10 protein-coding genes and 2 pseudogenes are annotated in these 11,723 nt (G+C 73.5%); 1 reads left to right on the top strand and 11 read right to left on the bottom strand.

Annotation, left to right across the window (positions count from 1 at the left end; genetic code table 11):
- Nucleotides 1-670 (top strand): annotated as a pseudogene (locus tag MNY60_RS22075) (response regulator); the annotation flags it as partial.
- A 6-nt stretch (nt 671-676) separates the two neighbouring features.
- On the opposite strand, the gene MNY60_RS22070 reads toward MNY60_RS22075, so the two are convergent.
- The 11 genes and pseudogenes from MNY60_RS22070 to MNY60_RS22020 all read right to left on the bottom strand — a co-directional run.
- A complete protein-coding gene (locus MNY60_RS22070; RefSeq protein WP_242356697.1) occupies nt 677-991 on the bottom strand; it encodes an STAS domain-containing protein in 315 nt (104 codons plus the stop codon).
- Between the two features lie 136 nt (nt 992-1,127).
- The gene (locus MNY60_RS22065; RefSeq protein ID WP_242356699.1) at nt 1,128-1,451 is read right to left on the bottom strand and encodes a hypothetical protein; all 324 of its coding nucleotides are present in this window, start codon (nt 1,449-1,451) and stop codon (nt 1,128-1,130) included.
- A 50-nt stretch (nt 1,452-1,501) separates the two neighbouring features.
- Nucleotides 1,502-1,711 carry a hypothetical protein gene (locus MNY60_RS22060; protein ID WP_242361906.1) on the bottom strand — a complete coding sequence of 70 codons (210 nt, stop codon included), beginning with the start codon at nt 1,709-1,711 and terminating at the stop codon, nt 1,502-1,504.
- 180 nt (nt 1,712-1,891) lie between these two features.
- On the bottom strand, nt 1,892-3,529 hold the full coding sequence (gene murJ / locus MNY60_RS22055; RefSeq protein WP_242341092.1) for a murein biosynthesis integral membrane protein MurJ: 1,638 nt from the start codon (nt 3,527-3,529) through the stop codon (nt 1,892-1,894).
- Between the two features lie 31 nt (nt 3,530-3,560).
- Nucleotides 3,561-4,697: a hypothetical protein gene (locus MNY60_RS22050; protein ID WP_242341091.1), complete on the bottom strand. Its 1,137-nt coding sequence runs from the start codon at nt 4,695-4,697 to the stop codon at nt 3,561-3,563.
- A 44-nt stretch (nt 4,698-4,741) separates the two neighbouring features.
- Nucleotides 4,742-5,287, bottom strand: coding sequence for a M48 family metallopeptidase (locus MNY60_RS22045; RefSeq protein ID WP_242341090.1), 546 nt, complete (start codon nt 5,285-5,287; stop codon nt 4,742-4,744).
- A complete protein-coding gene (locus MNY60_RS22040) occupies nt 5,284-6,048 on the bottom strand; it encodes a type III pantothenate kinase (RefSeq protein ID WP_242341089.1) in 765 nt (254 codons plus the stop codon). Before MNY60_RS22040 ends, MNY60_RS22045 begins: the two co-directional genes overlap by 4 nt.
- Before the next feature lie 59 nt (nt 6,049-6,107).
- Nucleotides 6,108-7,097: a biotin--[acetyl-CoA-carboxylase] ligase gene (locus MNY60_RS22035; protein ID WP_242341088.1), complete on the bottom strand. Its 990-nt coding sequence runs from the start codon at nt 7,095-7,097 to the stop codon at nt 6,108-6,110.
- 12 nt (nt 7,098-7,109) lie between these two features.
- Entirely contained in the window at nt 7,110-7,946 is an 837-nt protein-coding gene (nadC, locus tag MNY60_RS22030) for a carboxylating nicotinate-nucleotide diphosphorylase (protein WP_242341087.1), read from the bottom strand.
- A 9-nt stretch (nt 7,947-7,955) separates the two neighbouring features.
- Nucleotides 7,956-11,105 carry a valine--tRNA ligase gene (locus tag MNY60_RS22025; protein ID WP_242361905.1) on the bottom strand — a complete coding sequence of 1,050 codons (3,150 nt, stop codon included), beginning with the start codon at nt 11,103-11,105 and terminating at the stop codon, nt 7,956-7,958.
- 80 nt (nt 11,106-11,185) lie between these two features.
- Nucleotides 11,186-11,723 (bottom strand): annotated as a pseudogene (locus MNY60_RS22020) (response regulator); the annotation flags it as partial.

The following is an 11,723-nucleotide window of genomic DNA, read 5'->3' as shown; positions in this document are numbered from 1 at the left end:
CCGGCCGGCTCCGCGCGCCCCCGTCCGCGGCGCGAGCGCAGACCTCCTCCGCGCCGCGGGCATCCCCCTCCTCGACGAGCTGCCCGCGCCGGCGACCTCCGGCTCCGCGGCCCGCGCCGACGTGGGGCGGCTCGAGCGCGAGCTCGAGGACGCGCGCGCGCGAACCGCCGACGCGGAGGCCGCGCTCGCCGGCGCGCGCGAGAAGATCGACGCGCTCTCGGCGCAGGCCCGTCGCGCCGAGGGCGACGCGGCCGAGGCGCGCCGCCGGGCGGCGGACGCCGAGCGCCGCGCGGAGCTCGCCGAGGCCGAGGCGCGGCGCAAGGGCGAGGAGTCCGCCAAGGCCTCCGGCGCGATCGCCCGCGCGGAGGCGCTCGAGCAGGAGCTCGACGCGCTCCGGACCGACCTCGTCGTCGCGCGCGGAGAGGCCGAGGGCGCCCGCGGCGAGGCGGAGAAGCGCACCGTCGAGCTCCGCAAGCGCGTGCAGGAGCTCGAGGCGGCGAACGCCAAGAACGAGGAGCGCGTGCTCCGCGCCTACCAGAAGATCAAGGGCGACGAGAAGGTGCGCGACAAGGTGCGCAAGGCGCTCGCGATCGCGGCGCAGCTCCTCGACGAGGGTGCGCCGGCGGAGCCGGGAGCGAAGGACCCGCGCGCGGCGCCCCCTCGCGAGTAGCGCGGCCTACCCCAGCGCCTCTTCCTCTTCGTGAAGCTCTCCGTGCAGGCGGAGATCCAGGCCGAAGTAGCGGAGCATCCGCTGCTGGTGGCGCGTGAGGCCGCGGAGCTGGAGGCGTTCGCCGCGCTGCGCGAGATCGCGCGCGACGGCGGCGAGGCCGAAGTCCTGGCAGTCCCGCACCTGCGAGAAGTCGACGACGAGCGCGTCGCTCGAGGGGATCTCGCCGAGCCAGCCGGTGAGGCGCGTCGCGGCCCGCCCGTCGAACGTTCCACCGATACGAATGACCAGCTCCCCGTGCGCGCCTCGCGTCACGTCCATCATCTCGTTCACCTCGCGATTGCGAGCGTCTAGGGTGTGGCCGCCCTCCCGGGCGGTCAACTTCCGACCCCAAGCGAGCCCCACTGCGACGCGGTCTCGCGGGGTTTCACTCGCCTGTTCGCGAATCGTGCTCGGCCGTTTAGTGCGTCTCGGCTCCGGGGATCTCCTGCGACATCTCGTCGCCGCCGCTCGCGGCCCGCATGGCGCCGAGCGCGGCTCCGATCGCGATCAGGTTCGTGGGCGAGAGCGCCGCGCGCGCCGCCGCCTTCACGAACGGGCGCATGACCGGCCACAGCCCGCCTCCGAGGACGAACCCGGCCGCGGCGGCGACCCCCAGGACGGCCATCGGCCGCTCCTGCATGTGCCGCTCGAGCTCGACCTGCTCGGCGAACCGCGTCACCGCGTCGCGGGCCTGGCGGCTCACCGACTTCAGCGTCTCGCCCACCTCGTTCATGTCGTCCATCGCCGCCATGTCTCCCGCCCCCCTCGTCCCTCGGTCGTCCATGGGCGCGCTCAGGTCCGCGACATGAGCCTGCCGAGCACGAAGCCCAGCCCGGCGGCGATCGCGATCGCCGCGACCGGGCGCGCGCGCGCGAAGTTCCGGACGATCTCGCCCGCGTCCTCCGCGTACCCGCGGAGCTCCTCGATCCGATCCTGTACGTCCTGGGCGATGTCGCCCGCACCTTGCCTCATGTGCGACACGGTGCTGCCGCCGTTCTCCATGTGCCAACCTCGAGCGTGAAAGGGATCCTCTCGGCAAGGTAGAGGCAACGTGCCGGACGCGCCAAAGCCCCGTGGAGGCGGCGGCGGCGGTCCGGACGGGCGTCCCGGTGGCCGGCGGATCGTCCTGCACCCCCCCGGGGCTCGAGGCTCGCGACGGAGCGCCCGGGCGGGCGGCGGGCCTCAGCGGCGCGCCGCGCGCCGCCGACGTACGGCTCCGAGGAGCTCCGTCAGCTCGGCGATGCCGAGCGCGCGCGCGGCGGCGAGGTAGGCGAGGCCTCCCGCGGCTACGGGGACGAGCCCGAGCGAGAGCTGGCGCCCGAGCCCGCCCCCCGCGCCGAGCAGGCGCGAGAGCCCATGCTCGGTCGCCCACGCGGCGACGCCGAGCACGGCGGTCGCGACGAGCACGCGCCCGAGCTGGGCCGCGATCCCGACGCCGCCCAGGCCGCCGTGGCGGCGCCGCCAGGCGAAGGCGAGCACGAGGAAGTTCACCCCGGCGGCGATCGAGGTCCCGAGCGCCACGCCGCGGAAGCCGAGCACGGGCCAGAGCGTCACGTTGAGCGCCACGTTCGACGCCATCCCGAGGACGCTGCCGACGACCGGCACCCGCGCCTCGTCGAGCGCGTAGAAGGCGGGCGCGAACACCTTCACGCCCGAGTACGCGTACAGCCCGATCGCGTAGAACACGAGCGCCTGCGCCGTCGCCGCCGTGTCCTCCGGGCGGAATCGGCCGTGCTCGTAGATCATGGAGATGATCGGGCGCGCCAGGACCGCGAGCCCCACCGCGGACGGCACGTTCAGGAACGCCACGTGCCGCATCGCCGCCCCGAGTGTCGCCTTCACCGCCGGCATGTCGCGCGCGGCGGCGCGCTGCGCGACCCCCGCCCCCGCCACCGTCGCGATCGCGACGCCGAACACGCCGAGCGGGAGCTGCATGAGCCGGAAGGCCATCTGCAGCCACGTGTTCGCGCCCACCTGGTGCGACGCGAAGACCGTGTTCACGAGGATGTTCACCTGGGTCGCGGAGAGGCCGACGACCGCGGCCCCCATGAGCCTGCCGATCCGGCGCAGCCCCGGGTCGGCGAGCGCGTCGCGCGCCAGGGTCGGCCGGATCCGGAAGCCGAGCGCGTGGAGCGCCGGGAGCTGGGCGGCGAGCTGCATCACCCCGCCGACCATCGTCCCCACCGCCCAGCCGACCACCGCGCGCTCGGGCGGCCAGCCCGCCGCCCACAGCCCGAGCCCCACCGCGATGGAGCCCACGTTGAAGAGCGCGGGGGCGATCGCCGGCGCGGTGAAGCGGCTCTGCGCGTTCAGCATGCCCATCGCCACCGCGGCGAGCGACACGAGGAGCAGGAAAGGCATCATGATCCGCGCGAGCAGCGCGGCGAGGCCGGACGCCTCGAGGCCCGGCGCGATCACCGCCACGAGCCCGCCCGCGAAGACGACCCCGAGCGCGGTGAGGATCCCGACCGCGAGGAGCACGAGCGCGACGACGGCGTTCCCGAGCCGGTAGGCGGCCTCGCGGCCGCGGTTCCGGTGCGCGTCGGCGAACGCCGGGACGAACGCGGAGGAGAGCGCCCCCTCCGCGAAGAGGTCCCGCAGGAGGTTCGGGATCCGGAACGCGACCACGAAGGCGTCGGAGAACCGGTTCGCGCCGATGAGGATCGCGAAGAGCTGGTCCCGCGCGAGGCCGAGGACGCGCGAGATCATGGTCGCGGCGGACAGCCACAGCGCCCGGCCCACGCGCACCGGCGCGGCCGAGGTGGCCCCCGAGGCTGCGCCCGGGGTCGCGCCCGCGGGCGCCTGCGTCGGTTGCGTCATCTGGGTCGTGGTCCCTGCTCGGCGGCGGCCGCTAGTGCTTGCCCATCGCGGGGCCGCGCGCGGCGGCCTCCTTCTTCATCAGGAAGGACTTCGCCTGCGCCTGGATCGTCTGGGGGACGTTCCGGTCTCGGGCGAGCTCCTTGATGTCCTTCTCCTGCAGCGTGTACATCATCTTCAGCGCCGTCGGCAGCGGGACCTTCGGGTTCTTCACGAGCGAGATCTTGATCGCGTAGGTCCGCGTGAACTCCCGGTTCGAGTAGATGTACCGGAGCACGTCCGAGCTCACCGTCCGCGAGTTGGCGAGGCCGAGGATCTCACCGTCCGTGATGCGGGGGCTCGTCGCGGCCGCCATCGACACGAGCTTGTTGGAGTCGCGCAGGAGGAGCGTGCGCGCCTCCTTGTTGCCGAGGGTGGCGAGCTTGATCTTCTCGGCCACCGACATGCGCATGACCCGCTGCGTGATGTTGAGCTTCTTCTTCTCGTCCTCGGCCGTCTGCGCCGCCGCGGCCGCGCCCTGCTCCTGGGCCAGCTCCGCGCCGTAGTCGCGCATCAGGGCGGCCGCGGTCTCGACCGGCTCGGGCGCCCTCGCGCTCGGGTCCACCCCGTGGATCCGCACGTGCGCCGCGACGAGCTGCGGGACGTCGAGCAGCGTGAGGCCGTTCCGGACGCAGAAGTCGCACGCGCCGTCCACCGTCGAGGCGAGCGCGCTCGGGTTCCGGCACAGGGCGCGGATGATCTCGTCGCAGCGCAGGAGCCTGAGCTCGTTCTGGCGGACGATGTCGACGAGCCGCTGCGACACCGAGGCCGCGAGGCGCGCCACGGTGGCGTCCGGCGTCGCCGGGTTGAGGAGCACGAGCTCGAGCGCGGCGTCCTTGCCGGCGAGCCTGTCGGCGAGCCAGTCGAGGACCTGCCCCGGGACCCCCTCGGCGCGCAGGGCCACGCCCCAGAGCTTGTCGGGGAGCCCCTCCGCCGTCTTCTGCGCCGTGGCGGCGACGGTCGCGTCGCCGTCGAACGACAGGAACCAGAGGAGCGTGACGAGGTCCCCGGGCGCGACGGCGGGGACGAGCCCCTTCGCGCCCATCGTCCGCAGCGCCGCCGGCGCCTTCTCGTCGGCGTGCTTCTGGAGCGGCTTCGGCAGCGTGTCGAGCGGCAGCGGACACCCGGGCATCTCGGCTCCTAGACGACGGCTCGCGATCCGATCGGATCGTCCGTTCAGGGCGCCTCCGGCGCCTCGGCCGGTGAGCCGAGCGCGACGGGCGACACCTCGTAGACCGGCGCGCGGCGCCGGCGCCAGCGGTGGCGCAGCTTGCCGAGCGTCCGGTTGAGGGGGTTCTTGCGGGAGAGGAACGGCAGCACCGGGTCGCTCCGGGTGCCGAGCGCCTCCCGGGCGGCGAGGAGCCGGACGTCGCGGGGCCACAGCTCGAGCCCGCGCGCGATGGCGCGGACGGAGCGGTCGCGCTGGTTGAGGGCGAGGTGCACCCGCGCCAGGTTGAGCAGGAGCTCCGGGTCCGGGCCCGAGGCGCGCACCGCCTGGTCGCACAGCGAGACGCCCAGGTTCGAGTTCCGCTCGACGAGGACGAGGGTGACGCCGTACCAGGACATCGCCCGCGGCGCGCGCGAGTCGCGCCGGAACGCGCGCTCGAAGGCGGCGTGGGCGCCGTCGACGTCGCGGGCGGCGAACGCGGCGAGCCCCTCCTCGAGGGCGGCGTCGCCCGCCGGCTCGGGGGCGGCCCGTGGCGGGGAGAGGGGCTCCGTCACCGGTTCCGCTCGTGGAGGAGGCGCAGGCCGTCGAGCGTGAGGTGCTCGTCCACCTCGGTGATGGTCTTCGAGACGCCGGCGATGAGCGCGGCGAGCCCGCCGGTGGCGACCACCTTGGGGCCGAAGCCGAGCTCGTCCGCCATCCGCGCGCAGATCCCGTCCACCAGGCCGACGTAGCCGTACACGAGGCCGCTCTGGATGGACGCGACGGTGTTCTTGCCCACCACGTGCGGCGGCTTCTGGAACTCGACGCGCGGGAGCTTCGACGCGTGCCGGAACAGGGCGTCCATCGAGATGGCGATGCCGGGGCAGATCGCGCCGCCCAGGTACTCGCCCTTCGGCGAGACCGCGTCGAACGTGGTCGCGGTGCCGAAGTCGACCACGATGAGCCCGCAGCGCCACCGCTCGTACGCGGCGACCGCGTTCACCACCCGGTCCGCCCCGACCTCGCGCGGGTTCTCGTACAGGATGGACATCCCGGTCTTCACGCCGGGGCCGACGAAGAGCGGCTTCACCTTGAAGTACCGGAGCGACATCTGCTCCAGGGTGAAGGCGAGGGGCGGCACGACGCTCGAGATCGCCACCGCCGTCACGGCCGCGGGGTCGAGCCCGGCGGCGGCGAAGAGCTGGCGGGCCAGGATGCCGTATTCGTCGTAGGTCCGGGTGTGGCTCGTCTCGATCCGCCAGTGATGGCGGAGCGAGGCGCCCTCGTAGGCACCCAGGACGGTGTTGGTGTTGCCGACGTCGATGGCGAGCAGCACGGCCGGAGCCTAGCGTCGCCTCCCAGCCGGGGTCAACGCGGTCGGCGCCTCCCGGGCCGCTATCGCGGCCGGAGCAGGGCGACGTCGCCCGAGAGGATCCGCTCCACGCCCGCGCGCCCGCGCACGAGGAGCGCGCCGGTCGCGTCGATGTCCTCGGCGATCCCCACGATCTCGCGCCCGTCCGTCCTCACGGTCACCTCGCGGCCCAGGGTGACGGAGCGCTCGCGCCAGGCCTCGCGGATGACGCCGAACCCCTCCTCCGCGTGCCGGTCGATCCAGTCCTCGAGCGCGGTGAAGCAGGCGGCCGCGAAGAGCGCGCGGGGCGCGGGGGTGCGGCGCTCGATGGCGAGGCTCGTCGCCTCCGCGCGCAGCTCCTCCGGGAAGTCCTCCGCGCGCGCGTTCACGTTGACCCCGACGCCGATCACGACCCAGTGGACGCGGTCCGGCTCGGCGGCGAGCTCGGTGAGGATGCCGGCGAGCTTCCTCCCCGACGCGAGGAGGTCGTTCGGCCACTTGATCCCCGCCTCCACCCCCGCCTGGCGGATCGCCTCGCAGATCGCGATCGAGGCGACGAGCGTCAGCTCGGGAGCGCGGGCCGGCGAGAGGTCGGGCCGGAGGATCGCGGAGAAGTAGAGGTTACGGCGCGGGGGCGAGACCCACGCCCGGCCGCGGCGCCCCCGGCCGGCGGTCTGCGTCTCGGCGACGACGATGGTCCCGTGCTCGGCGCCCGCCTCGGCGAGCTCCTTGGCGCGGTCGTTCGTCGAGCCGAGCTCCTCGTGGCAGTGCAGCTCCCGGCCCAGGTCGTGCGTGTTGAGCAGCGGCCGGAGCTCCAGCGCGGTGAGCCGGTCGGGGACCTCCGCGAGGCGGTACCCGCGCGCGGGCACGGCGTCGATGCGGTAGCCCTGCGCGCGGAGCGCGTCCACGTGCTTCCAGACGGCGGCGCGGGTGAGGCCGAGCTTGCCGGAGATGGCCTCGCCCGAGACGAACTCGTCGCCCGCCTCCGCCAGGAAGGCGAGCACCAGCTCCTCGCTGCTCGAGGCCTCCGCCATGCTGCGAGGACGCTACGCGAGCTCGAAGGAGATGTCGACCGCCCGGGCCGAGTGCGTGATGGCACCCATCGAGACGAAGTCGACCCCGGTCGCGGCGACGCGCGGGAGCCGCTCCAGGGTCATGTTCCCGCTCGCCTCGAGGAGCACGCGGCCGTTCGCGCGACGGACCGCTTCGGCCATCGCGGCGTCGTCCATGTTGTCGAGCAGGACGATGTCCGCGCCCGCCGCCACGGCCGCCTCGAGCCCCGGGAGGTCCACCACCTCGACCTCGATCTTGAGCATCGCGCCGGCCTGGGCGCGGGCGCGGCGCACCGCCTCGGCCACCCCGCCGCAGGCCGCGACGTGGTTGTCCTTGATGAGGATCCCGTCGCCGAGGGCGAAGCGGTGGTTCTTCCCCCCGCCGGCCCGCACCGCGGCCTTCTCGAGCATGCGCCAGCCCGGGGTGGTCTTGCGCGTGTCGAGGAGGCGCGTCCGGGTGCCGCCGGCCGCGAGCGCGTCGACGCAGCGGCGCGTCGCGGACGCGACGCCGGACAGGCGCTGCAGGAAGTTGAGCGCGGTGCGCTCGGCGGCGAGGAGCGCGCGGACCGGCCCCGTGGCCACGCCGACCACCTCGCCGCGGAGGGCGCGCGCCCCGTCCGCTCGATCGAAGCGGCACTCGGCGCCGAGCCGCTCGAAGACCCGGACGGCGACGGCCGTCCCGGCGAGGGTCAGCTCCTCCTTGACGAGGAACTGCCCCTCCCCCATCGCAGCCGGGTCGATCGTGGCCTCGCTCGTGACGTCCCCGAGGAGCAGGTCCTCCTCGAGCGCGAGATCGACGAGGCGCTCCGCGTGGGCCGAGAGCCGAGGCATCCCGCGGTGCTACTTCCTGCCGCGCCGCGCCGCCGCCTTGCGAGCGCCCTTCTTCGCGGCCGTCTTGCGCGCCGGGGCCTTCACGACGCGCTTCGCAGCCGCCTTCTTGCCGCCGCGAGCCGCCGCCTTGCGAGCGGGGGCCTTCTTCGCGGCCACCTTCTTGCCGCCGCGGGCCGGCTTCGCGGCGACCTTCTTGGCCGCGGCCTTCTTCGCCGGCTTGCGGGCGGAGCGGCGCGCCGGCTTCTTCTCCTTGCGGAGGCCCTCGATGCCGGAGACGACCGCGCTCGAGGCTGCCTTCGCGATCTCCGTCGCGGTGGCGACCACCTTCTCGACGGCCCCGGCGACCGCCGTCTGCACCTGACCGGCGGCCTCCTGGACGGCCGCGGCCGGCGTGGACGGCGACTCCTCGGTCGTGGGCTTCTGCTCGTTCTGGTTCTCCATGGATTGCCTCCTCGTGGAAAGCGTCTCGGAACCCGAGAGCATTGCACGATGCGCTTCGAGCTTGTGCTTTTTTTCGCGGAGCTCGACGAGCCGCGCGCGATCCTTCTCGACCACCTCCGCCGGCGCCTTCGCGACGAAGCTGGGGTTCTCGAGCTTCTTCCCGACCGAGGCGAGATCCTGATCCAACTTGGCGATTTCCTTCTCGATTCTCGCCGCCTCCGCCGCGAGATCGATCGCGCCGGCGAGGCCGACGCGGACCTCGAAGCCGGCGCCGACGGCCACCGCGCTCTGGCCGCGCTTCGCGGGGACCGCCCCGTCGGAGAGCACGCGCGCGTCCTTCACATTGGCGAGCCGGTGAATGCGGCCGAGCTCCTCGCGCACGGTCGCCTCGGCCTCCGCGTCGAGCGAGCCGAGCTCCACGTCCTCGAGCACGACCTTGAACGGGATGTTCATCTCCCCGCGGATGTTGCGGATGGCGTCGACGACGCCGATCACCGGGCCGAACCCGCGCTCGGCGGCCTCGTCCACCTCCGCCGCACGCGGGTAGCGCGCCGCCAGGATCGAGTCGGGCCAGCCGTCCGCGCCGACGCGCGCGCGGAGCACGTGCCAGAGCTCCTCGGTGATGAACGGCATGAAGGGATGCAGCAGGAGGAGCGCGGTCTTGAGCGTGTGCGTGAGCGTCGCCTGCGCCGCCGCCTTCTTGCCGGCGTCGTCGCCGTAGAGCGCCTCCTTGGCGAGCTCGATGTACCAGTCGCAGAGCTCGCCCCACACGAACTGGTAGACCGTGCTCGCCGCCTCGTTGAAGCGGAACCCCTCGAGCGCCGCGAGGGTGTCGTTCACGGCGCGCTGCGTGCGCGCCAGGATCCAGCGATCGGCGGGGGTCATCGCGAGCTTCGTGGGGTCCACGTCGCGGTGGACGTGGCCCTCGAGGTTCATGAGCGCGAAGCGCGTCGCGTTCCAGAGCTTGTTCGCGAACGCGCGGTAGCCCTCGATGCGGTCCTTCGCGAGCTTGATGTCGCGCCCCTGCGCGGTGAGCGCCGCGAGCGTGAAGCGGAGCGCGTCCGCGCCGTACTGCTCGGTGATGACGAGGGGGTCGATCACGTTCCCCTTCGTCTTCGACATCTTCTGGCCCTTCTCGTCCCGCACCATCGGGTGCAGGTACACCGTCCGGAAAGGCACCTCGCCCATGAAGTGGATCCCCATCATCATCATCCGGGCGACCCAGAAGAAGATGATGTCGTGCCCCGTCTCCATGACGGACGTGGGGTAGAACGTCTCGAGCGTCTTCGTCCGGTCCGGCCAGCCCATGGTCGAGAACGGCCAGAGCGCCGACGAGAACCAGGTGTCGAGCACGTCCTCGTCCTGGCGCAGCGCTCCCTTGCCGCAGGTGGCGCACGCGGACGGCGTCTCGCGCGCGACGGTGACGTGGCCGTCCGGACAGTACCAGGCCGGGATCTGGTGGCCCCACCAGAGCTGGCGGCTGATGCACCAGTCGTGGATGTTGCGCATCCACGCCATGTACGTGTTCGTCCACTGCTCCGGGATGAAGCGCGTCCGCCCCTGCTCCACCGCCTCGATCGCCGGCCGCGCGAGCGGCTCGATCTTCACGTACCACTGGTCGGAGAGGAGCGGCTCGAGCACGGTCTGCGAGCGCTGGCAGCGGCCGAGCGGGAGGACGTGCGGCTTCGTCCCGCGATCGAGCCCCTTCTCGGCGAGGAGCCGCTTCACCTCCTCGCGCGCGTCGAACCGATCCCGGCCGGCGAGCGGCCCGGCCGCCTCGGTCATCCGCCCGTCGAGCCCGATGACCGTGATCTGCTCGAGCCCGTGGCGCTTGCCGACCTCGAAGTCGTTGAAGTCGTGCGCGGGCGTCACCTTCACGGCGCCGGTGCCGAACTTCGGATCGACGAGGATGGCGTCGGCGACGATCGGGATCTCGCGATCGAGGAGGGGGTGGCGCACCTTCTTGCCGACGAGCCCCCGGTAGCGCTCGTCCTCCGGGTGGACGGCGACGGCGGTGTCGCCGAGCATCGTCTCCGGCCGGGTGGTGGCGACCACGATTTCGCCGGAGCCGTCGGCGAGCGGATAGGCGAACGACCAGAGCTCGCCGGGGTGCGCCTCCTCGTGCTCGACCTCGAGGTCGGAGAGCGCGGTGCGGCAGTCGGGGCACCAGTTGATGAGCTTCTTCTCGCGGTAGACGAGCCCCTCCTCGTGCAGGCGCACGAAGACCTCGCGCACGGCGCGGGAGGACCGCTCGTCCATCGTGAAGCGCTCGCGCTCCCAGTCGAGGGAGGCGCCGAGCGCCTTGTGCTGCTCGCCGATGCGCGAGCCGAAGCGCTCCTTCCACGCCCACACGCGGCGGAGGAACTCCTCGCGGCCGAGGTCGTGGCGGCTCACCTTCTCCGTCTTCTTGAGCTCCTTCTCCACGATCATCTGCGTGGCGATGCCGGCGTGATCGGTGCCGGGGAGCCACAGGGTGTTGAAGCCGCTCATCCGCTTCCAGCGGATGAGGACGTCCTGGAGGGTCGCCGTGAGCGCGTGGCCGAGGTGCAGGGAGCCCGTCACGTTCGGCGGCGGCAGCACGATCGAGAACGGCGGGCGCGTGCGGTCGTTCTCGTCGCCGTGGAAGTAGCCGCGCTCGAGCCAGAAGGGATACCAGCGGGCCTCGACCTCGCGGTGCTCGTAGCCCTTCGCGAGCTCGGTCCGGTTGTCGTTCTCCATGACGTCTCGATTCGCCCTCCCGCCCGGCGTGCGGACGGGAGGGCCTGATGAGGTTGTCCTTGCGGGATGGCGCCGGGCGCTCAGCCCTGGCGCGACTTCACGAGGCGGTCGAGGTTCTCGCGGATGATCGTCTCCGCGAGCTCGGGTACCACCTCCCATACGATGCGCTCGATGACCTCGCGGGAGGCCTTCGAGAGCGCGTCGCGGAGCGCCGTCTCGCCGCCGTCGGCGGCGGAGGCCGCGGCGGGCGCGTGGCCCGTCGTGGCCGCAGGCGGCACGAACTCGTGCATCGGAGCGAGCTCCGGCGCGGGCGCCTCGGCCGGCGGCAGCTCGATCGGCGCGGGCGCGCGCGGCGCCGCGTCGAGCCCGAGGCCGAGGTCGAGCGGCTCGTGGCGCGCCTGCGCCGCCTCTCCCATGTCCACGTCGCTCCAGTCGTCGTCCTGGCGCGGCGCGACGACGGGCGCGGGCTGGGCGGGCGTTCCGAAGCCGAAGGGATCCTTGCGCACCGGCGCGGGCGCGGGCTGCGCCGCGGGCGGCGCCGGCCGGGCCGGCTGGACCGGCGTTGCCGGGCGAGCTGCCTGCGGCGGCGCGCCGAGGAAGGACGCCGGACGCGGGCCG

The organism is Anaeromyxobacter sp. SG17 (assembly GCF_022690695.1).
In the GTDB taxonomy this organism is placed as follows: Bacteria; Myxococcota; Myxococcia; order Myxococcales; family Anaeromyxobacteraceae; genus Anaeromyxobacter; species Anaeromyxobacter soli.
The sequence above is the reverse complement of the archived record's forward strand: the minus strand, read 5'-3'. Positions and strand labels throughout refer to the sequence as shown.

Excerpts from the sequence above, each read along its gene's own strand:
- MNY60_RS22070 (WP_242356697.1), bottom strand. The coding sequence starts at position 991 with ATGATGGACGTGACGCGAGGCGCGCACGGGGAGCTGGTCATTCGTATC.
- MNY60_RS22065 (WP_242356699.1), bottom strand. The coding sequence starts at position 1,451 with ATGGACGACATGAACGAGGTGGGCGAGACGCTGAAGTCGGTGAGCCGC.
- MNY60_RS22060 (WP_242361906.1), bottom strand. The coding sequence starts at position 1,711 with ATGGAGAACGGCGGCAGCACCGTGTCGCACATGAGGCAAGGTGCGGGC.
- murJ (WP_242341092.1), bottom strand. The coding sequence starts at position 3,529 with ATGACGCAACCGACGCAGGCGCCCGCGGGCGCGACCCCGGGCGCAGCC.
- MNY60_RS22050 (WP_242341091.1), bottom strand. The coding sequence starts at position 4,697 with ATGCCCGGGTGTCCGCTGCCGCTCGACACGCTGCCGAAGCCGCTCCAG.
- MNY60_RS22035 (WP_242341088.1), bottom strand. The coding sequence starts at position 7,097 with ATGGCGGAGGCCTCGAGCAGCGAGGAGCTGGTGCTCGCCTTCCTGGCG.
- nadC (WP_242341087.1), bottom strand. The coding sequence starts at position 7,946 with ATGCCTCGGCTCTCGGCCCACGCGGAGCGCCTCGTCGATCTCGCGCTC.
- MNY60_RS22025 (WP_242361905.1), bottom strand. The coding sequence starts at position 11,105 with ATGGAGAACGACAACCGGACCGAGCTCGCGAAGGGCTACGAGCACCGC.